General features: G+C 73.9%; 20 protein-coding genes and 1 pseudogene. 7 read left to right on the forward strand and 14 right to left on the reverse strand.

What is annotated here, in order from left to right; all coding sequences use genetic code 11:
* Positions 1 to 4: 4 nt before the first annotated feature.
* A complete protein-coding gene (locus ACWPXV_RS10415) occupies positions 5 to 1,618 on the reverse strand; it encodes a DHA2 family efflux MFS transporter permease subunit (protein ID WP_454085169.1) in 1,614 nt (537 codons plus the stop codon).
* A gap of 123 nt (positions 1,619 to 1,741) precedes the next feature.
* Here ACWPXV_RS10415 and ACWPXV_RS10420 point away from each other — a divergent pair, with 123 nt between their 5' ends.
* A complete protein-coding gene (locus ACWPXV_RS10420; RefSeq protein WP_454085170.1) occupies positions 1,742 to 2,488 on the forward strand; it encodes a DinB family protein in 747 nt (248 codons plus the stop codon).
* On the opposite strand, the gene ACWPXV_RS10425 is transcribed toward ACWPXV_RS10420, so the two are convergent.
* Positions 2,489 to 2,995, reverse strand: a complete 507-nt coding sequence (locus tag ACWPXV_RS10425) for a GrpB family protein (protein ID WP_454085171.1) — start codon at positions 2,993 to 2,995, stop codon at positions 2,489 to 2,491.
* A 163-nt stretch (positions 2,996 to 3,158) separates the two neighbouring features.
* Between ACWPXV_RS10425 and ACWPXV_RS10430 the strand changes: the two are divergent.
* The 4 genes and pseudogenes from ACWPXV_RS10430 (at position 3,159) to ACWPXV_RS10445 (ending at position 7,158) form a co-directional block, all read left to right on the forward strand.
* A pseudogene (locus ACWPXV_RS10430) lies at positions 3,159 to 3,961 on the forward strand (ABC transporter ATP-binding protein).
* Between the two features lie 26 nt (positions 3,962 to 3,987).
* Complete coding sequence (locus ACWPXV_RS10435) at positions 3,988 to 5,025, forward strand: aliphatic sulfonate ABC transporter substrate-binding protein (protein WP_454085172.1); 1,038 nt, start codon at positions 3,988 to 3,990, stop codon at positions 5,023 to 5,025.
* A gap of 1 nt (position 5,026) precedes the next feature.
* Positions 5,027 to 5,857 carry an ABC transporter permease gene (locus tag ACWPXV_RS10440; protein ID WP_454085173.1) on the forward strand — a complete coding sequence of 277 codons (831 nt, stop codon included), beginning with the start codon at positions 5,027 to 5,029 and terminating at the stop codon, positions 5,855 to 5,857.
* A gap of 77 nt (positions 5,858 to 5,934) precedes the next feature.
* Positions 5,935 to 7,158 carry a zinc-dependent alcohol dehydrogenase gene (locus tag ACWPXV_RS10445; RefSeq protein ID WP_454085174.1) on the forward strand — a complete coding sequence of 408 codons (1,224 nt, stop codon included), beginning with the start codon at positions 5,935 to 5,937 and terminating at the stop codon, positions 7,156 to 7,158.
* A gap of 15 nt (positions 7,159 to 7,173) precedes the next feature.
* On the opposite strand, the gene ACWPXV_RS10450 is transcribed toward ACWPXV_RS10445, so the two are convergent.
* The 4 genes from ACWPXV_RS10450 to ACWPXV_RS10465 form a co-directional block, all read right to left on the reverse strand.
* On the reverse strand, positions 7,174 to 7,371 hold the full coding sequence (locus tag ACWPXV_RS10450) for a DUF1918 domain-containing protein (RefSeq protein WP_454085175.1): 198 nt from the start codon (positions 7,369 to 7,371) through the stop codon (positions 7,174 to 7,176).
* Positions 7,372 to 7,458: 87 nt separating this feature from the next.
* On the reverse strand, positions 7,459 to 8,004 hold the full coding sequence (locus ACWPXV_RS10455) for a DUF1697 domain-containing protein (protein ID WP_454085176.1): 546 nt from the start codon (positions 8,002 to 8,004) through the stop codon (positions 7,459 to 7,461).
* The gene (locus ACWPXV_RS10460; protein ID WP_454085177.1) at positions 8,001 to 8,525 is read right to left on the reverse strand and encodes a hypothetical protein; all 525 of its coding nucleotides are present in this window, start codon (positions 8,523 to 8,525) and stop codon (positions 8,001 to 8,003) included. Before ACWPXV_RS10460 ends, ACWPXV_RS10455 begins: the two co-directional genes overlap by 4 nt.
* Positions 8,522 to 9,064, reverse strand: coding sequence for a hypothetical protein (locus tag ACWPXV_RS10465; protein WP_454085178.1), 543 nt, complete (start codon positions 9,062 to 9,064; stop codon positions 8,522 to 8,524). The genes ACWPXV_RS10460 and ACWPXV_RS10465 overlap by 4 nt, the downstream gene beginning before the upstream one ends.
* 93 nt (positions 9,065 to 9,157) lie before the next feature.
* Between ACWPXV_RS10465 and ACWPXV_RS10470 the strand changes: the two genes are divergently transcribed.
* Entirely contained in the window at positions 9,158 to 9,514 is a 357-nt protein-coding gene (locus ACWPXV_RS10470) for a VOC family protein (protein WP_454085179.1), read from the forward strand.
* A 4-nt stretch (positions 9,515 to 9,518) separates the two neighbouring features.
* On the opposite strand, the gene ACWPXV_RS10475 is transcribed toward ACWPXV_RS10470, so the two are convergent.
* From ACWPXV_RS10475 to ACWPXV_RS10495, 5 genes are all read right to left on the reverse strand, one after another.
* Entirely contained in the window at positions 9,519 to 10,013 is a 495-nt protein-coding gene (locus ACWPXV_RS10475) for a pyridoxamine 5'-phosphate oxidase family protein (RefSeq protein ID WP_454085180.1), read from the reverse strand.
* The gene (locus ACWPXV_RS10480; protein WP_454085181.1) at positions 10,010 to 10,531 is read right to left on the reverse strand and encodes an ATP-binding protein; all 522 of its coding nucleotides are present in this window, start codon (positions 10,529 to 10,531) and stop codon (positions 10,010 to 10,012) included. The genes ACWPXV_RS10475 and ACWPXV_RS10480 overlap by 4 nt, the downstream gene beginning before the upstream one ends.
* A 43-nt stretch (positions 10,532 to 10,574) precedes the next feature.
* A complete protein-coding gene (locus tag ACWPXV_RS10485) occupies positions 10,575 to 11,885 on the reverse strand; it encodes a DUF2254 domain-containing protein (protein WP_454085182.1) in 1,311 nt (436 codons plus the stop codon).
* A gap of 46 nt (positions 11,886 to 11,931) precedes the next feature.
* Positions 11,932 to 12,399, reverse strand: a complete 468-nt coding sequence (locus tag ACWPXV_RS10490) for an ATP-binding protein (RefSeq protein ID WP_454085183.1) — start codon at positions 12,397 to 12,399, stop codon at positions 11,932 to 11,934.
* Between the two features lie 110 nt (positions 12,400 to 12,509).
* Positions 12,510 to 12,878 carry an STAS domain-containing protein gene (locus ACWPXV_RS10495; RefSeq protein ID WP_454085184.1) on the reverse strand — a complete coding sequence of 123 codons (369 nt, stop codon included), beginning with the start codon at positions 12,876 to 12,878 and terminating at the stop codon, positions 12,510 to 12,512.
* A gap of 275 nt (positions 12,879 to 13,153) precedes the next feature.
* Here ACWPXV_RS10495 and ACWPXV_RS10500 point away from each other — a divergent pair, with 275 nt between their 5' ends.
* Positions 13,154 to 13,867 (forward strand): GAF and ANTAR domain-containing protein, encoded by a 714-nt coding sequence (locus ACWPXV_RS10500; protein WP_454085185.1) that lies wholly within the window; start codon positions 13,154 to 13,156, stop codon positions 13,865 to 13,867.
* 8 nt (positions 13,868 to 13,875) lie between these two features.
* Here ACWPXV_RS10500 and ACWPXV_RS10505 read toward each other — a convergent pair whose 3' ends face one another.
* From ACWPXV_RS10505 to ACWPXV_RS10515, 3 genes are read right to left on the reverse strand one after another with little or no spacing between them, the layout of a single operon-like run.
* Complete coding sequence (locus ACWPXV_RS10505; protein ID WP_454085190.1) at positions 13,876 to 15,081, reverse strand: MFS transporter; 1,206 nt, start codon at positions 15,079 to 15,081, stop codon at positions 13,876 to 13,878.
* A 24-nt stretch (positions 15,082 to 15,105) separates the two neighbouring features.
* Complete coding sequence (locus ACWPXV_RS10510) at positions 15,106 to 17,439, reverse strand: glycoside hydrolase family 65 protein (protein ID WP_454085186.1); 2,334 nt, start codon at positions 17,437 to 17,439, stop codon at positions 15,106 to 15,108.
* An 8-nt stretch (positions 17,440 to 17,447) separates the two neighbouring features.
* Positions 17,448 to 18,368 (reverse strand): SDR family oxidoreductase, encoded by a 921-nt coding sequence (locus ACWPXV_RS10515; RefSeq protein WP_454085187.1) that lies wholly within the window; start codon positions 18,366 to 18,368, stop codon positions 17,448 to 17,450.
* Positions 18,369 to 18,713: the final 345 nt, after the last annotated feature.

An 18,713-nucleotide genomic window follows, 5' to 3' on the forward strand; every position in this document is an offset into this window, starting at 1 on the left:
GTCGCTAGGTCGTCTCGTGCGCCGGGGCCGGCGCCGTCTCCGCGGTCGCCGCCGCGCGGATCCGCAGGCTCGAGACGAGGCCGACGACGAGCGCACCTGCCGCGACCCAGCCCGCGATCGCGGCGCCGTCGGTCATGGCGGCCCGGGCGGCGTCGGCGATGAACGCCGTCTCGGGGTCGGCGGCGAGCCGGGCGATGCTGCCACCGGAGGTCGCGCTCACCGACTCCACGAGCGGCACGATGCCCGGGTCGGCGGCGACGGCGTCGGCCAGGCGGCTCTCCGTGCCGGTGCGCAGCGTGGTGAAGAAGGCGGTGCCGAGGACGGCGATGCCGAGCGCGGACCCGGTCTGCCGGGCGGTGCTCTGGGTGGCCGAGCCCTGCCCGCTGCGCTCGACCGGCACGTCGGCCAGGACGACGCTCGTCAGCTGCGCCGTCGCCAGTCCCACGCCCAGGCCGTAGACGAAGAGGACCGGGGAGGTGAGCCACGCGCTGCTGTCGGGCCGGATGAGCAGCGCGAGGGCGGCGATCGCGGCGATCTCCAGGCCCAGCCCGATCCGCACGACGACGATGGGCGCGAGCCGGCGCGAGAGCCCCGCGACCGCGCCGCTGGCGAGGAAGGAGCCCACGGCGAGCGGCACGAGCGCGAGCCCCGCCTCGAAGGCGGTGAAGCCGAGGACGTTCTGGAACCACAGCGGCAGGGAGAGGATGAGCCCGAACTCCCCGAAGCTCACGATGAGGGCCGTGACGTTGCCGTTGGCGAAGGAGGGGATGCGGAAGAGGGACAGGTCGAGGATGACGCCCTTGCCCACGCGGCCGCGCTCCCGCTCCCACAGGACGAAGGCGACGAGCGCCACGACGGCGACGGCGAACGCGAGCGGCACCGGCGACAGGCTCCCGACGGTGAAGGGCGCCGCTTCCTCGGCCGACCACCACCCGTAGGTGCGGCCCTCGATGAGACCGAGGACGAGCGCCCCGAAGCCGACGACGGACAGCAGCGCGCCGCCGAGGTCGAGGCGCTGCAGGGGCCCGTCGCGCACCTCGCGGGACTCGGCGACGAAGAGGAGCAGGCCCGCGACGATGAGGATGCCGAAGGGCACGTTGATCCCGAAGGTCCACCGCCAGCTCGCGTTCTCGGTGAGCCAGCCGCCGGCCAGCGGCCCGAAGGCCGCCATGCCGCCGATGGTCGAGCCCCACACCGCGAAGGCGATCCCCCGCTCCCGGCCGTGGAAGTTGGCGTTGAGCAGGGCGAGGGTCGTCGGCAGGATCATCGAGCCGCCCAGGCCCTGGAGCGCGCGGCCCGCGATGAGGAGCGCGCCGCTCGGCGCGAAGGCGCACAGGACGCTCGCGACGACGAAGAGGACCACGCCGGTGAGCATGATCCGGCGTCGGCCGTAGCGGTCCGCCAGACGCCCCCAGGTGAGCAGGAGCGCGGCGAAGAGGAGGGTGTAGATCTCCTGCACCCACTGGATCTCCGTGCTCGAGATGCCGAGGTCCTCGACGATCGCGGGCACGGCGACCGAGACGATCGTCGAGTCCATGATGATGAGCGCGACGCCGAAACTGATGGCGAGGAGCCCCCACCAGCGGTAGCGCACGAACCGGCTGGTGGGCTCGGGCACGGGGACTCCTGTCGGGCGGGGGTGGGCCGGTGTGAATGTAGACCCGCGCCCCTCCTCGCACCCGCCGAGGCGGCGTGGCCCCGGACACTTCCGGCGGACGCGCCCGCGTGCCAGGGTGGGGACGTGGACGGCACCGAGCCCGAGAGCCTGCGCGGACGGACCTTCCGCGGCCGCAGCCTGCGCGGGTCGCGCTTCGTCGGCTGCGACCTGGCAGGCGTCGTCGTGCGCGGCAGCGACGTCACCGGGATGGAGGTCGACTCGCCCTGGCTGCTCGAGGAGGACGGCACCTTCCTCGTCAACGGCGTCAACGTCGTGCCGCTGGTCGACGCCGAGCTCGACCGCCGCTTCCCCGGACGCGAGCTGCGGCGGGCCGCCGACCCGGAGGGGCTGCGCCGCGCGTGGGCCGCCCTCGAGGAGACCTGGGCGGCCACGGCCGCGCGCGCCGCCGCGATGCCCGCGGGCACGGTCGACAGGTCGGTCGACGGCGAGTGGTCCTTCGCCCAGACCCTGCGGCACCTCGTCATGGCCACCGACCTGTGGCTCGGCCGGGCGGTCCTCGAGCAGGAGCGGCCCTTCCACCCCGTCGGGCTGCCGTACGACGACGACGGCGGCGGCACCGCCGCGTTCGACGGCTCGGAGTTCTCCGCCGCGGCACCCGCGTTCGAGGAGGTCCGCGAGGCGCGCGCCGACCGGCAGGCGCTGGTACGTGCGTACCTGGCCGGCGTCACCGCCGCGGAGCTGGCCGCACCGCGGCGCAACCCGCACGACGCGGACCACGACGAGACGGTGCTCTCCTGCCTGCGCACGATCCTCGAGGAGGAGTGGGAGCACCACCGCTACGCCGTGCGCGACCTCGACGCGCTCGGCTGACTAGGCCCGGGCGAGGAGGTCCGCCACGACCTGCGTCTTCGCTTGCGTGTAGTCGTCCCACCCGGCGGAGTCCCGGGCGGCGGCCTCCTTGACGCGCAGGTAGCGCTCACGCGCGTCGGCGTCCCGCCGCAGCAGGTCCCGGAACGTCAGCCGTCTCGCCCACGCGCGCCCGCCGTGCTCGACGACGTGGACGACGACGCTCCGCGCGCCCCGGTCCGGTTCGCTGAGCCAGCAGTGGTGGGCGAGCTCGCCCTCGAGGTCGAGGCCCGCGTCGCGGAGCCGGTGCGCCACCTCCACGACGCGCGTGGCGCCCACGCCGACGAGGACGTCGACGACGTCCTTGGCCGGCAGGCCCGGCACCGCGGTGGACCCGATGTGCGCGAGGCGGGCGCCCGGCAGGAGCGCCGCCAGGCGGCCCGCCGTCTCGGTGTAGCGCAGCCGCCACTCCTCGTGCCGGCTCGGCACCAGCCGCACCGCCTGTTGCTCCGCGTCCACGGTGCCGATCATGGCACGCCCCTCACCGTTGCCCCCCGCAGGCCAAGGCCGGAGCCCGGCCGAGGAGTGAGACGAAGGCGTCCGGCATACCGGACTGTGGGACCGCCCCGGTCGGACCGTTGTCGCCGGTCCGGCCCGCTCCTAGCGTCGAGGCGTCCACCCCTGAGGAGCCCCCATGAGCACCACCGCCGTCCGCGAGCACCGCGCCCACGCCGTCGAGCTGGCCGGTGTCGCTCGCACCTTCGCGCCGCGGCGCGCGGGCCAGGAGCCGCGCACCGTGCTCACCGGGATCGACCTGTCGGTCGGCGCCGGGGAGATCGTCGCGCTGCTCGGCGCCTCGGGCTGCGGGAAGTCCACGCTCCTGCGCCAGGTCTGCGGGCTCGACTCCCCGACGGGTGGCCGGATCACCATCGCCGGCGAGCCGGTGCGCGGGGCTGATCCGCGCTGCGCCTTCGCCTTCCAGGAGCCGCGTCTGCTGCCGTGGCGCAGCCTGCGCCAGAACGTCGCGCTCGGGCTGCCCCGCGGAACCGACCGGGCCGCCGGCGCGGATCGGGTGGCCGAGCTCCTCACGCTCGTCGGTCTCGGCGACCGCGCCGAGGACCGCCCGCGCCAGGTCTCCGGCGGGATGGCGCAGCGCGCCTCCCTCGCCCGCGCCCTCTCGCGCCGCCCCGGCGTCCTGCTCCTCGACGAGCCCTTCGGGGCCCTGGACGCCCTCACCCGGCTCAACATGCAGGACCTCCTCCTCGAGCTTCACGCCGCCGAGCCCACCACCGTGCTCCTCGTGACCCACGACGTCGAGGAGGCCCTCTACCTGGCCGACCGCGTCGTCCTCCTCGGGCCCGGCCCGGGCGGGGCGAGCACGGTCCAGACCGTCGTCACCGTCCCCGGCGCCCGCCCGCGCGACCGCGCCAGCGCCGAGCTCGCCCACCTGCGCGCGGGCTGCTCGACGGCCTCGGCGTCGACACCCACCACGCCTGAGCCCCACCCCACTGGAAGGCACGCCCATGACCCGCACCCCCACCTACGCCGCCCTCTCCGCCGCCGGCGTCCTCCTCCTGTCCGGCTGCGTGGCCGGTGAGGGCTCCGCCGTCGCCGCCGACGACGGCGGGTCGGGCGGCTGGAGCGCCGACACCGTCACCGTCGACTTCGCCACCTACAACCCGCTGAGCCTCATCATCCGCGAGCAGGGGTGGCTCGAGGCCACCCTCGGCCCGGACGTCGCCGTCGAGTGGGTGCAGTCCGCCGGGTCGAACAAGGCCAACGAGCTGCTGCGCTCGGGTGCCGTCGACGTCGCCTCGACGGCCGGCTCGGCCGCACTGCTCGCCCGCGCCAACGAGTCACCGATCCACACCATCGCGCTGTACGACCAGCCGGAGTGGTCGGCGATCGTCGTCGCGGCGGACTCCGACATCGACTCCGTGGAGGACCTCGCGGGCCGCTCGGTCGCCGCCACCCGCGGCACCGACCCGTACTTCTTCTTCGTCCAGAGCCTGGAGGAGCATGGCGTCGACATCGACGACGTCGAGGTGCAGAACCTCCAGCACGCCGACGGCCGGGTGGCCCTGGAGAACGGCTCGGTCGACGCGTGGGCGGGGCTGGACCCGATCATGGCCGACACCGAGGTCAACGCCGGCTCCCGGCTGGTCTACCGGAACGTCGACTTCAACACCTACGGCTTCCTCAACGCCACCGAGGACTTCCTCGAGGAGTCCCCCGACCTCGCCCAGGTGGTCGTCGACGCCTACGAGAAGGCCCGCGAGTGGGCGGCGGAGAACCCCGAGGAGACGGTGGAGATCCTCGCCGAGGTGGCGGGCATCGAGCCGGCCGTCGCCGAGCGCGTCGTCCTCGAGCGCACCAACCTCGGCATCGACGCCGTCCCCGGGGACGCGCAGCGAGCCGTCCTCGAGGTGGTCGGGCCGATCTTCGTCGAGACCGGTGACGTCCGCACGCAGGCGCAGATCGACAAGGCGCTCGACGAGCTCATCGACGACACGTGGGCCCGGCAGGCCGACGCCACGACCATCACCGAGGCCGGGTCCTGACATGGCCGCCCTCACCCTCCCCCGGGCCGCGACGGCTCCCGACGCACCGACGACGGCGGAGCCCGCCGCCGCGCAGCCGGCGCCCTCCCGCTGGCGTCCCCTCGCCGTCGTCGCCGTCCCGCTCGCGCTCCTCGGCCTGTGGCACCTCCTCACCGCCGTCACCGGCGTCTTCGCCTCCTACCAGCTGCCCTCGCCCGCCGCGGTGTGGGCGGCCGGGACGGAGCTGGCCGCCGACGGGACGCTGTGGACGCACGTGGCGATCTCGACGCAACGGGTGGTCCTCGGCTTCGCCGTCGGGGCGGTGGCCGGCCTGGCCGTCGGGGCGCTGGTGGGCCTGTCCCGCTGGGCCGACACGCTGCTGGCGGGGACGGTCGGCGCGGTGCGGGCCGTCCCGTCCCTCGCGTGGGTCCCGCTGCTCATCCTGTGGATCGGCATCAACGAGGACTCCAAGGTCACCCTCATCGCCATCGGCGCCTTCTTCCCCGTCTACACGACGGTCGCCTCGGCCCTGCGGCACGTCGACCCGCACCTCGTCGAGGTGGGCCGGGCCTACGGGTACCGCGGTGTGCGCCTGCTGACGCGGGTGCAGCTGCCGGCGGTGACGCCGTCGGTGGTCGCCGGGCTGCGCCTGGCGCTCGCTCAGGCGTGGCTCTTCCTCGTCGCCGCCGAGCTCATCGCGTCCTCGATGGGCCTGGGCTTCCTCCTCACCGACTCCCAGAACAACGGCCGGGTGGACCGGATCCTCCTCGCGATCATCGCCCTCGCCGTGCTGGGCAAGGTGACCGACAGCCTGCTCGGGCTCGTCGAGAGGCGCCTCGCGCGCCGCTGGTGAGCCGCCCGGGTGCGGCCGGCCGGGTCCGTTGTCAGGGTGGGTGGTGAGCGCGACCCCCACCGACGAACGGAGAGACGATGCGAGCTCTGACCTGGCACGGCAACGAGGACGTCCGAGTCGAGGAGGTGCCGGACCCACGGATCGTCGACCCGACCGACGCCGTCATCAGGGTGACCTCCACCGCCATCTGCGGCTCCGACCTCCACGTCTACAGCCCGCTGGGCGCGTTCGTCGACCCCGGCTACGTGCTCGGCCACGAGCCGATGGGCATCGTCGAGGAGGTCGGCTCCCAGGTCACCCACGTCAAGCCGGGCGACCGCGTGGTCATCCCCTTCAACGTCTCATGCGGCAGCTGCTGGATGTGCCAGCACGGGCTGCAGAGCCAGTGCGAGACCACCCAGGTGCGCGACCAGGGCACGGGAGCCTCGCTGCTCGGCTTCGGACGGCTCTACGGCAGCGTCCCCGGCGGCCAGGCCGAGTACCTGCGTGTGCCCCACGCGGACTACGGCGCCATCCCCGTCCCGGACGACGGCCAGCCGGACGAGCGCTACCTCTACCTCTCCGACGTCCTGCCGACCGCCTGGCAGGGGGTCGAGTACGCCAACGTCCCCGACGGCGGGTCGGTCGTCGTCCTCGGACTGGGCCCCATCGGGCAGATGGCCGCCCGGGTCGCCCGCTACCGCGGCGCCGGGCAGGTCATCGGCGTCGACCTCGTGCCCGAGCGGCTCGAGATGGCCCGGCGCCACGGCATCACCCCGCTCGACCTGCGCGACGTCGACGACGTGGCCGAGGCGCTCCGCGACCTCACCGGCGGGCGGGGCCCGGACAGCGTCATCGACGCCGTGGGGATGGAGGCGCACGGCTCACTCGGCTCGAGCGTCGCCGAGGTGATCCAGAAGGGCGTCAACCTGCTCCCCGACGCCCTGGCCCAGAAGATGATGACGAGCCTCGGCGTGGACCGCCTCGGCGCCCTCCACCTGGCCATCTCCACCGTCCGGCGCGGCGGGACCATCTCGATCTCCGGCATCTACGGGGGCGTCGTCGACCCCATGCCGATGCTCGAGCTGTTCGACAAGCAGATCAACCTCCGCATGGGACAGGCGAACGTGCGTCGCTGGACGGAGGACCTCATGCCGCTGGTGAGCGACCCGGGCGACCCGCTCGGCGTGCTCGACCTGCGCACGCACCGCGTCTCCCTCGAGGACGGTCCCGCGGCGTACCGGGCCTTCCAGAAGAAGGAGGACGGCGCCATCAAGATCATCCTCGACCCCTCCGTCCCTGCGACGGGCGCCCTCGGCTGAGGGTGCACCGGCACCTCAGCCCGCGCCCGCCCGCGTGGCGGGCTCGATCACCGTCCCGGGCCCCGGGAAGAACAGCGACTCCTCACCGGAGCGCGCCCAGCGCACGACGTACGGCGGTCCTCCGTCCGCGCCGCGCACGGCGACCACCTCCCCGTCGCGGTCCGCCCCGTGCAGGGCGCGGACGACGACCCGGTCACCAGGAGCAGCCGACATGGCTCTCACCTCCCCTCCTCGTGAGCGGCCGGCCACCTCGCCGGTCGTCCTCCCATGGTGGCCCGCCGGGCGCGCGACGGGAAGGGGTCAGGCCTCGAGCTTCCTCGCGATGCGCTGGACCGTGAGCCAGGTGCGGACCGTGACGTCCTTGCCGTAGGTCCGGCCCGCCCACGCCATGAAGTCCGGCGTCCGGCCCGGGTCGCTGTTGTCGATGACGGCGAGCAGGACGCGGGCGGCCGGGTCGTAGCCGACCACGCGGGTGCGCGGGTCGGGCTCCTCCGGCAGCTCGACGGGCTCCGGGGGCCGGTGCTTGAGGAAGACGGCGGTGAGGTAGGTGCCGCGCCCGTGGGTGAGACCGGGGAAGGGGTCGGAGTCGAGGAGGGCGCGCAGCTCCTCGGCGGTCCGCACGAGCGTCCCGCCCGGGATGCCGAGGCGCTCGTGCAGGGCGCCCTGGATGCGCTCCTCCAGGGCCGCGGTCTCCTGCGCGGGGGCGTGGAAGACGATGTTCCCGCTGGCGAGGACGGAGGCGACGCGCTCGAGGCCCAGCTCCTCGAAGACGGACCGCAACCGCTCGTTCCTCATGGCCGGGTTGGACGGCATGATGCCCCGCAGGAGCGCCGCGTAGCCGGTCACCACACCAGCTCCTCGATCGTGATCCCGAGCCCGACGCCCACGGTGATGTCGACGTCGAGCACCTCGGTCCCCCGACGGACGCCGTCGCGGTAGGTGACCGCGACGCCGTCGACGGCGACGGTCCCCGCGGACGCACCGCGGACCTCGACGAGGAGCTGGTCAGCGGGGGTGACCGGGCCGGCCGGCTCGCGCACGGAGCCGCAGAGCTCGGCGACCATCTGGCTGTCGCCGATCCCCACCCTGCTGGCATCCCCACCCACGCACACCACGCCGGTCACCGCGGCATCTGCGCTTCCTGCGACCACCAGCGGTCGGACGGCGACGATCTCGAGGTCGCGCGGCGGGTTGCCGAGGCCGAAGTACCTGGCGTCGCCCACCTCGGTCACGGCTCCGAGGCCCGCACCGGAGTCGGTGAAGACCCGCGGGTGGCTCCACCACCACAGCGCCGCGCCGAGCACGAGCGCGACCGCCGGAAGCAGGACGAGGAAGCACCGCCACGCGCGCGCCGTCGTCGTCGTCATGATGTCGACCCTGGGGGCCCGACCTCGACGGTGGTGTGCATGCCCGCCCACTGGGTTCCCCGCTGCAGCCCGGTCCGGTAGACGACGTCGAGACCGTCCATGACGAGCTCGCCCTCCTCGTGCGCGACGATCTCGACGACGAGCTGGTCGAGGGCCTCGAGCGGGCCGGAGGGTTCCCGCAGCGACGCGCACATGTCGTCGACGGTGTCGTACGCGCTGCCCACGGCCCCCAGGTCGCGGTCGGCGATGCGGCAGACGTGGACCGTCACCTTCGCCGAGGTGTCGTCGGAGACGATCCGCGGGCGGGCGTCGAGGAGGCTGACGCCGGCGTCGGTGGGTGCGCGCACCATCCCGACGAAGAGCGGACGGCCAGGCTCCCCCGGGATGATGCCGATGCCACCCGCTCCCTCGAAGGCCCGCGGGTTGCTCCACCACCACAGCGCGCCGCCGAGGACGAGCGCGACCAGCGGCAGCAGGACGAGGAGGCGCCGCGTCGCCCGATCCGTCCGCGCGGGAAGGACGCGCTCCGTCGTCGTCATGAGCGGCACAGTAGACCCGTCACCCGGTGGTCATCCGGGAAACGGGGCCCCGGGGGCTGACCGGAGAGGTGCTGCCGGACTACGGTGCCGGTTATGGCGATGACGCTGAGCATGGTGACCTTCGACACGACCGACGCGGACTCCCTTGCCACGTGGTGGGCGGAGCAGACCGGCGGTGAGGTGGTCGAGCGCAACGACGGCTGGTACGTCATGGTCGCAGGCGGCACGCTGCCGCTGCTGCTGGCCTTCCAGAAGGTCGAGGACCCGACACCCGGGAAGAACCGGATCCACCTCGACCTCACGGCTGCGGACCTCGACGGCGAGGTGGACCGGCTGCTCGGGGCGGGGGCGACGCTCGTGGCCCGGCGCGGGGACGAGAGCTTCCGCTGGGTCACGCTCGCCGACCCGCAGGGCAACCAGTTCTGCGTGGCCGCTGCCGACCACGTCTGAGGCGCTACTCCGCGAGGTCGCCGTAGCCCACGAGCCACGTCGGCTCGATGCGGAACATCCGGACGTCCTCGCCCCACGTCGCGGGGTCCGAGCCGTAGTGCGCGGTCCAGTGCTCGATCGTCTCGGCCCAGAGCGGGTCCTGCGGGGTGAGGCGGACCGCGCGGCCGTGGCAGAAGACGCCGAGCCGCTCCCCGTCCACGTGCGCGGCGCTGACGGCGGGACGCGCAGCGAGGTGCCGTGCCTTCGCCGCCCTGCCGTCGGTGCCGAAGGTCCACCTGCCGTGGAGCAGGTGGCCGTCCACGGCGCTGACCCGGGGCTCACCCGCGGCGGTGACGGTCGCGAGGCTCAGGACTCTCATGCCGGTCAGCTGCTCGAGGACCTGCTCGGCGGTGAGACGGTGCGCGCCGCTGACGATCCCGCGCAGGTGGCTCGTGCTGCGGCCGTAGGACGCGTCCATGAGCTCCTGCAGCGCGGCGACCTCCTCGGGGGTCTCTCTCACCGGTGGTCCTCCGCCTCCGGCCGGCCCGTCGGCACCACTGCCCACACGTGCTTGGCCCTGCGGCCGGGCTCGGGGTACCAGCCCCACTCCGTCGTCGCGCGGGCCAGGATCCGCAGGCCGTGCCCCCCGGCACGGCCGTCGTCCGTCGGGCGGTGCGCCGGGGTCTGGCCACCGGCCCGGTCACGCACGTCGACGAGCCAGCTCGGACCGTGCTCGGACAGGGTCACGACACCCGGCCCCGCCCCGTGGCGGAGGGCGTTCGTCGCGAGCTCGCACAGGACGAGCAGGAGCAACTGCTCCTCCCGTGCCGGGCGACCGGCGCCGTCGTCCACGATCTCGGCCACCGAGCGCCGCAGCCCGGCCAGCTCCCCGGCCTGCGTGAGCGGCCAGGAGCCTAGGACCGGTCCGGCTGCCTCCGGGGACGGCACAGGCGGGCACGGCCCGTAGGGCTCGACCATCTGCACCTCTCGCCTGAGGACGTCCTCGATCCGGCGCGCACAGCTGTGCCGCGTGGGCACCACGGTAGGTGGTCCCCCACGTCCCCGCCCTCGGAGGGGTCCGTCACCTGCTGTGGTCGGCCGGGTCGGTGTCGTCCGAGCGCAGGTCCTGGAGCAGGCGCAGGTCCTCCGGGTGGAGATCGGGCCGGTCCTCGACCGCGTCGAGGAGGAGCCGCATCTGGTGGTCCAGCGGGTCCTCGAGCTCGGGCCGGCCCTCCTCGCGCACGTGCGTGACAAGCATGCGCAGCACCCGCAGGATGGTGGCGACCACGTGCGGCTGGTCCACCGAGGTCTGGCGCAGCTGGTCGAAGGCGTGCTCGACGAGCTCCTCGTGGTCGAGGTTCCACGGCTGGACGAGCACCCGTCCCTCGCCGTCGCGCACCGCCGCAGGCGCCACCGGAGCGGCGAGGACGGTCCGCATCAGGCTGCCGACGCGCAGGACGACCTCGACGGCGGTCGTCGGGTCGTTGATGGCGGGGCTCAGCGCCCGCAGGCCGATGTCGACGAGCTGCCGGACCGCGAAGTCGACGTCCTGGAGCATGGTGCGCGCGTCGGCGACCTCGATCGCGGCCGCCATCGTCTCGCGGGCCCGCTCGGGCGGCGGCGGCCAGGCGGTGAGGAGCGGCTCCCCGCTGTGGATGTAGGCCCCGACACGTGTCTCGAGCCGCACGGTGGTGCCCGAGGGCGCGGCCCGCAGCAGCAGGCCGGCGTCGACCTGGCTGACCCACCCGTTCCGCGGGCAGGAGATGACCGCGGCGTCGTCCGGTGCGGACAGCCCGTGCGGGTCGACCTCCTCCAGCCCTCGGGGCAGCTGTCCGGCGGCCGCGACGACCGCCTCCCCCTCGTCGCCGATCTTGCGCACGACGTTGCCGACCTGCAGCCCGCGCGCGAGGTGGTCGAGGTGGACGATGATGCCGACGACCGTGACGAGCGTGAGGACGACGGCGATCGTCAGGGAGACCCGCGGCGCGGGGTCGGTCGCCTCGCCGCTGATGTTCGGCAGGACGAGGACGCAGTAGAAGAAGGTGCCGACGAGCAGGCCGATGACGACCTGGCTCAGCCGGTCGCGGATGAATGACCGCATGACCCGCGGGGAGAACTGGTCGCTGGCGAGCTGGAGGCTGACCACCGTGAGGGAGAAGACCACGCCGACGGTCGTGATCATGGCGCCGGCGACCGTGGCGAGCAGCCAGGTGGCGGCGTTGGCACTCATGGCGAGCGTGACGGGCGCGTCGGCGTCGTGCCCGACCGCGTCGTCGACGGTCGAGGCGACGACGGCGAGCACGATCCCGCCGAGCATGACGAGCGCCGGCAGGAGGAAGAGGCTCTCCTCGAAGCGGTACCTGACGGCCGCGACCCGCAGCCCATGCGCCATGCCCCGAGGTCTCACCACGTGCCGCCTCCCGTCGGATCCGTCCCCGTCAGACCCCAGGCTCGCCCGTCGCCGCCGTTGGCGCACCCGCTGCCGGGACGACGGCCCAGACGTGCTTGACGCCGTCGTCGGGGCCCGGGTACCAGCCCCAGGCGGTGGTCACGGTGTCGAGAATCCGCAGGCCGTAGCCGCCGGGGCGCCCGTCGTCGCGCGCGCGGTGTCCGGGCGGCGTGCGCCAGTTCCCGTCCCGCACGTCGAGGAGCCAGCCCCCGGCCGCGCTGTGGAGCGACACGGTGACCGGTTGGGACCCGTACTTCAGGGCGTTGGTGGCCAGCTCGGACAGGACGAGCAGGAGCCGCCGCGCCGCCTCGTCAGCCGGCTCGGGCCGCAGCACCGCGGTCGCCGAGCGCCGCAGCACGCTGAGCTCGTGGGCGTCCGTGAGCGTCCATGAGCCCAGTGAGGGGCCCGCGTCCGCTGGCGGGGTCGCCGTCGGGCGCGGGCCGTGGGGGTCAGCCATGTGCACCCCTCGTCTGAGGCGGTCATCGGTCCGGCGGTCGCCGGCGGTCCGTACCTCCGCACGCTACGTCCCTGGCGCAGTCCGCGCCCGGCAGGGCGTGAGGCGGCGTCTCAGCGCTGCATCGGGGGCGCCAGCTCCAGGGTCGGCTCCACCAGGTCGATCAAGAGCTGGAGGGAAGGGCACGGACCGTGGAGCACCAGCTCGCCACCGAAGGCCTTGAGCACCGTCCGCGCCGCCAGCAGCCGGGTGAGTCCCGAGACGTCGCAGAACGTGACACCGCGGAGGTCCATGGCGACCTGGCCCGGCCGCTCGGCGATGAGCGGCTCCAGGACAGCCTCGAGCAGGGGGACCGTGGAGAGGTCGATCTCCCCGACGACGGTGAGCCTGACCGGCACCCCGGCCGGTCCGCCGTCACGGCGCACGTCGAGGCCTGGCGCGCTACGGCGAGGGAGGTCGCGAGGGAGGGGGACAACGTCCATGGTCAGGACCTCCGGATGACGATCACGGGCCCACGGGCGGTGGATCCAGCCCATGGCAGCGCATCGCTGCGGCTATGGTCCTAACCGCTCCCCAGCCTAGGGCGCGTCAGTGTCGCCGTCCAGCAGAAGGCCGCGGGGTTGCCACCCGCACGGGCGCCTCGCGTGTGGGACGATGGCGTGGTCGGAGACTCTTCGAGTTCGCCACCCAGCGGCGCGCCGCCTTCGCTGTACCTGAGTCCGGGACTCTATCTCCCGAGATACCTCCAGTGATGGCCGTGACCAACGTGCCCGCTCGCGAGAACCTCGCCAGCAGCCTGCAGGACCTTCTGCTCGCCACCGAGGACGTGGAGAACTTCCTCCAACAGCTCGTCGACGCCGCCGTCGACACGATGCCCGCCGAGGTCTGCGCCGGCATCACCCTCGCGCGGGACGGCCACCCGATGACGGTGGCGAGCAGCGACGCGGAGGCCGCGCGCTACGACGAGGTCCAGTACGGGCAGGGCGACGGCCCGTGCCTGACCTCGATACGGACGGGTGAGGTCGTCCTCGTCGAGGACCTCTCCAAGGAGGAGAGGTTCGGCGACTACCGCGCCCACGCCCTCGCCCTGGGCGTGAGGTCGGCACTGTCCCTGCCGCTCACCGGCGGCACGACGGCGCTCGGCGCGATCAACCTGTACTCCCAGCAGCCGCACGCGTTCGGCGCGGCGGAGCTCGACGCCGCCCGGCGCTTCGCCGACGAGGCCTCCCGCGCCCTGACGATGGCCGTGCGGCTCGCGGAGCACGCCGAGCTCAGCGCACAGCTCCAGGCGGCACTGACGTCCCGGGCGGTCATCGACCAGGCCATCGGCGTCATCATGGGGCAGAACCGCTGCGACGCGGATGAAGCCTTCGCGATCCTGCGGACCGCCTCGCAGAACCGCAACGTCAAGCTCCGGACCGTCGCCCAGGAGATCGTCGCTGCCGTGAGCAGCGGGCCGCGGCAGGACTGAGCCCGCCCCTACCGCCGACCGGCGAGCGTCTCGCGCGCCCCGAGCCAGGCGAGGCCGGCGAGCAGGGTGATGGCGCCCGAGACGGCGAAGGCGACGTCGTAGCCGTAGCGGTCCGCGAGAGCCCCCGCCAGGACCGGGCCGAGGATCGCGCCCGCGTCCTGCGCCATCTGGAAGCCCGCGAGCACCTTCCCGCCGCTGCGCTCGTTGCCGACGACGTCGGCCACCGTGGCCTGCTGGGCCGGGTTGAGCAGGCCGGCGCCGACGCCCGCGAGCGCGGAGACGGCGAGCACGACGACGATGCTCCCGGACAGGCCGAGGACGGCGGTGAAGACCCCGTTGACGAGCAGGCCGACCATGACGAGCGGGCGGCGGCCGCGGACGTCCGCCTGACGGCCCGCGACGTTGAGCGCGAGCGCGTTGCCGACCGCGAAGACGGCGAGCGCCGCACCGGCCGCCCACGGGCCGGCGTCGAGCGCCGCCGCGGCGAAGAGCGGCAGCAGCGCGACGCGCACCCCGAAGTTCGACCAGCCGTTGGCGAAGCCGGAGACGAGCGCGGCCCGGAAGGCGCTGTCGCGCAGCGCCTCCCCGAAGAGCATGGGCGGCTGCGCCGGGGCGTCGCCCCTGCGGGCATCCCCGCGCCCACCGGTCTCCGGCAGCAGGCGCCACACGACCCCGGCCGCGAGCACGAGTGCGACGGCGTAGACCATGAACGGCACCCGCAGGCCCAGCTCGGCGAGCAGACCGCCGACGACCGGCCCGCCGATGTTGCCCAGCAGGAAGGCGGTCGCGTAGAGCGAGGACGCCCGCCCGCGCGCCGTCGGCGGCGCGAGCCGGACGATGAGGCCCATCGCCGAGACCGTGAACATCGTCGAGCCGATGCCGCCGAGCCCCCGGAAGATCAGCAGCTGGACGTAGTCCTGCGCCAGGGCGGTGGCCACGCTGGAGACCGCGACGACGAGCAGCCCGGACAGGTAGATGCGCCGCTCCCCGAGCCGGGCGATGAGCGCGCCGCCCGCCGGCGCGAAGAGCAGCCGGCACAGCGAGAAGGCGCTGACGACGAAGGACGCGGCCGCGACGGACACGTCGAAGGAGCGCGCGAACTGCGGCAGGACGGGGGCGACGAGGCCGTAGCCGAGGGCGATGAGGAGGGCGGCGCCCGCCAGGACCCAGATCTCCCGGGGCAGGGCGGGGGGGGGTGAGGACTGTGGGGACAGGTCCTCGCCAGTATCGCCCGGGGGTCAGACGCGCGGCGCGCGGCCCTCGGGCTGGGTGGGTTCGGGGCGCAGCGGTGCCGGGTCGCGCAGCGGCACGGTCACCGGCTCCTCCCCCAGCTCGTACCGCACGCCGTCGACGACGACGACGACGAGCGGGCCGGGTCCGTCGAGCAGCGTGAGCGTCGTGCCGGCCGCCGTCGTCTCCACGCGCACGAGACGCCCGCGCCAGGTGACGTGGAACCGGGTCCGGGTGAGCGCGCCCGGCAGGAGCGGGGCGAGCTCGAGCTCCTGCCGGTTGTCGCGCAGACCCCCGAGACCGGCGACCAGCGCGAGCCAGGAGCCGCCCATCGAGGCCATGTGCAGGCCCTCGGCGGTGTCCTCCTGGACGTCGCGGAGGTCGACGAGGGCGGCCTCGCGCAGGTAGCGCAGGGCAAGGTCCGGGTGGCCCGCCAGCGCGCAGGCGACGGCCTGCGCGGAGGCGGACAGCGAGGAGTCACGCACCGTGCGGGCCTCGTAGTACTCGAGGTCCGCCGCGGCCTCCTCGTCGGTGAACTCGTCGCGGGACCACCACAGGGCGAGCTCGAGGTCGGCCTGCTTGACCACCTGGCGGCGGTAGAACTTCGCATAGTGCTGGTGCTCCTCCACCGGGTAGGAGTCGCGCTTGTCGGCGAAGCGCCACTCCCGGTAGGTGGTGAAGCCGGTGTTCGCCGGGTGGACGCCGCGGACCTCGTCCCAGGGGACGTGGACGGCATCGGCGGTGGTGCGCCACGTGGCGACCTCCTCGTCGGTGACGCCGAGCTCGCGGGCCCGCTCGGGCGCCGACTCGCAGGCCTCGGCGGCCCGGACGAGGTTGCGGCGGGCCAGGAGGTTGGTGAAGACGTTGTCGTCGACGACGCCGGTGTACTCGTCGGGTCCGGTCACCCCGAACAGGTGCCACCCGCCGTCGGCGTCCTCGTGCCCGATTGAGATCCACAGCCGGGCGGTCTCGACGAGGACCTCCCGGCCGCCGAGGTCGTCCAGGGACCGGCCGGTGATGTTCGAGTACAGCCAGAAGGCGCGGGAGACGGCCGCGTTGACGTGGACGGCGGCCGTGCTCGCCGGCCAGTACGCCGAGGTCTCGTGCCCGTCGATGGTGCGCCACGCGAAGGTGGCGCCCCGCCAGTCGAGGACCGCCGCGCGTTCCCGGGCGGCATCGAGTGTGGAGGCGCGCCAGCGGAGCAGCTCGGCGGCGGCGTCGGGCACGAGGAAGGTGAGCACTGGCACGACGAAGCCCTCGATGTCCCAGAAGGTGTGGCCGTTGTACCCGGCGCCCGTCAGGCCCTTCGCGCCGACGGGGGCGTGGGAGATCTGCGCGGCGGAGCAGTACAGCTGGAAGAGGTCGAAGCGCAGGGCCCGCTGGAGCTCCGGGTCGCCGTCGACCTGGACGTCGGCCCGCTCCCAGAAGTCGTCCAGGGCGCGGCGCTGGTCGGCGAGCAGACCTTCCCAGCCGCGCTCCTCGCCGGCCCGGACGGCGGCGACCGCCCGCTCGACGAGGGAGTCGGCGGGCAGGTCGTGGGACCAGGTGTAACCGACGGTCTTGGTGAGCCGCAGCTCCCGCCCGGGCTCGAGGTCGGCGACGACGGTCGTGACGACCCGGTCCTCACCCGCCTCGGACTCGACGGCCGTGGCGCCGTCGACGTCGTGGTCGACGGCGGCGCCGACACCGATCCCGGTCCGTCGGGTCCGCAGCGCGAGGCTCCCGCCGTCCTGCGCCGCCTGGGAGGTGAGGACCTCGAAGGGGTCCTCGAGCGCGTCCGAGACGCGGGGGTCGTCGCTGTGGATCTCCGGTGGGCACACCCCGAGGGTGAGCTCGGAGCGCACGACGACGTGGGCCGGCCCGTCGAGCGCGCGCAGCTCGTACCGGACGGCGAGGACCGAGCGCTCGGTGAGGGAGACGAGCCGGCGGGTGCGCAGCTCGAGCGTCGTTCCCGACGGCGAGCGCCACCGCATCCGCCGGTCCAGGGTGCCGGCGCGCAGGTCGAGACGGCGCTCGTGGACCTCGGGATCGATCTCCCGGACGTCGAGGGCGGCGCCGTCGACCGTGAGCCGGAGCGGGGTGCCGTCGGCGACGGCGACGATCGCCTGCCCCTCCTCCGGGTGCCCGTACCCGCCCTCGGGGTAGGCGAGCGGGTGGGTCTCGAAGACCCCGGAGAGGAAGCTGGCGCGCGCGACGCAGGGGTCGGCGTCGTCGAGCGTGCCCCGCACCCCGAGGTACCCGTTGGACAGGCTGAACAGCGCCTCCGCGGCGCCGAAGGTGTCCGGGTCCACGTGAGGTTCGCGGACCTGCCACGGGTGGACCTCGAGGTGCGGTGCGCTCATCTACGCGGTCACGGGGTCGGCATGCCGCCGGTGACGGCGAGCGTCTCCCCGATGACGTAGCTGGACTCCGGGGAGGCGAGGAAGACGTACGCGGGGGCGAGCTCCGTGGGCTGGCCGGCACGGCCGAGCGGGGTGCTCTTGCCGAACTCGGGCAGGTCCTCGATCGGCTGGCCGTAGGAGGGCTGCAGCGGTGTCCAGATCGGGCCCGGGGCCACCGCGTTGACGCGGATGCCCTTGGGCGCGAGCTCCTGGGCCAGGCCCTTGGAGAAGGTGTTGATCGCCGCCTTCGTCGAGGCGTAGTCCAGCAGCGGCGGCGGCGGCTGGTAGGCCACGACCGAGGTGGTGTTGATGATCGCGGAGCCGGGCTGCAGGTGGCGCAGCGCCGCCTTCGTCACGCGGAACATCGCGAGGATGTTCGTCTCGAAGGTCTCGACGATCTGCTCGTCCGGCGTCTCCTCGAGGCTCTCGTTGGCGATCTGCTTGGCCGCGTTGTTGACGAGGATGTCGAGGCCGCCGAGCTCCGCGACGGTCCGCTCGACGATGTCGCTGCACACGGTCGCGTCGGTGAGGTCACCGGGGACGAGGACCGCCTTGCGGCCGGTCTCGGTGATGATGCGCGCGACCTTCTGCGCGTCCTCCTCCTCGGCGGCGAGGTAGTTGATGGCGACGTCGGCGCCCTCACGGGCGAAGGCCACCGCCACCGCCGCGCCGATGCCGGAGTCGCCGCCGGTGATGAGGGCCCTGCGGCCCACGAGGCGGCCGGTTCCGCGGTAGGAGTGCTCGCCGATGTCCGGCTGCGGCGTCATGTCGGCCTGCAGACCCGGCTCGGACTGCTCCTGCTCCGGGGGCGTGATCTCCGGGTAGCGCGTGACGGGGTTCTGGAAGGTGAGCTGGTCGGTGCGGGTGGTGTCGGCGTCCTCGGAGGCCATGCGTGTCTCCTTCGCTGCGTCGTGATGGGGCCTGTCCAAGTCTGCGGACGGTGCGGCGAGGTCGCATCCGGACGGGTGGTCAGGTCGCGGGCCGCCAGTCACGGGCCTGGCCGGGGGCTCGTTCCGCCGTCCAGTGAACGTTGCCCACCGATGGGGCCACGGGCGTGAGCTCGAATGTCAGTGGTCGGTCATAGCCTTGGAGCAGGACGGCAGAGCAGTCGAGAACCCGCAGAGGGGGTGGGGTCGGTGAGCACCATCGATGACTTCGACCCGCACGCTGCCTGGCTGGAGGACCCGAGCACCCACGAGCAGGTCGGCGCGCACTCCCCGCGCCGTCTGGAGGAG

The organism is Georgenia sp. Marseille-Q6866, assembly GCF_965111665.1.

Excerpts from the sequence above, each read along its gene's own strand:
- ACWPXV_RS10425 (WP_454085171.1), bottom strand. The coding sequence starts at position 2,995 with ATGATCGGCACCGTGGACGCGGAGCAACAGGCGGTGCGGCTGGTGCCG.
- ACWPXV_RS10435 (WP_454085172.1), top strand. The coding sequence starts at position 3,988 with ATGACCCGCACCCCCACCTACGCCGCCCTCTCCGCCGCCGGCGTCCTC.
- ACWPXV_RS10440 (WP_454085173.1), top strand. The coding sequence starts at position 5,027 with ATGGCCGCCCTCACCCTCCCCCGGGCCGCGACGGCTCCCGACGCACCG.
- ACWPXV_RS10445 (WP_454085174.1), top strand. The coding sequence starts at position 5,935 with ATGCGAGCTCTGACCTGGCACGGCAACGAGGACGTCCGAGTCGAGGAG.
- ACWPXV_RS10450 (WP_454085175.1), bottom strand. The coding sequence starts at position 7,371 with ATGTCGGCTGCTCCTGGTGACCGGGTCGTCGTCCGCGCCCTGCACGGG.
- ACWPXV_RS10460 (WP_454085177.1), bottom strand. The coding sequence starts at position 8,525 with ATGACGACGACGACGGCGCGCGCGTGGCGGTGCTTCCTCGTCCTGCTT.
- ACWPXV_RS10465 (WP_454085178.1), bottom strand. The coding sequence starts at position 9,064 with ATGACGACGACGGAGCGCGTCCTTCCCGCGCGGACGGATCGGGCGACG.
- ACWPXV_RS10470 (WP_454085179.1), top strand. The coding sequence starts at position 9,158 with ATGGCGATGACGCTGAGCATGGTGACCTTCGACACGACCGACGCGGAC.
- ACWPXV_RS10485 (WP_454085182.1), bottom strand. The coding sequence starts at position 11,885 with ATGGCGCATGGGCTGCGGGTCGCGGCCGTCAGGTACCGCTTCGAGGAG.
- ACWPXV_RS10490 (WP_454085183.1), bottom strand. The coding sequence starts at position 12,399 with ATGGCTGACCCCCACGGCCCGCGCCCGACGGCGACCCCGCCAGCGGAC.
- ACWPXV_RS10495 (WP_454085184.1), bottom strand. The coding sequence starts at position 12,878 with ATGGACGTTGTCCCCCTCCCTCGCGACCTCCCTCGCCGTAGCGCGCCA.
- ACWPXV_RS10510 (WP_454085186.1), bottom strand. The coding sequence starts at position 17,439 with ATGAGCGCACCGCACCTCGAGGTCCACCCGTGGCAGGTCCGCGAACCT.
- ACWPXV_RS10515 (WP_454085187.1), bottom strand. The coding sequence starts at position 18,368 with ATGGCCTCCGAGGACGCCGACACCACCCGCACCGACCAGCTCACCTTC.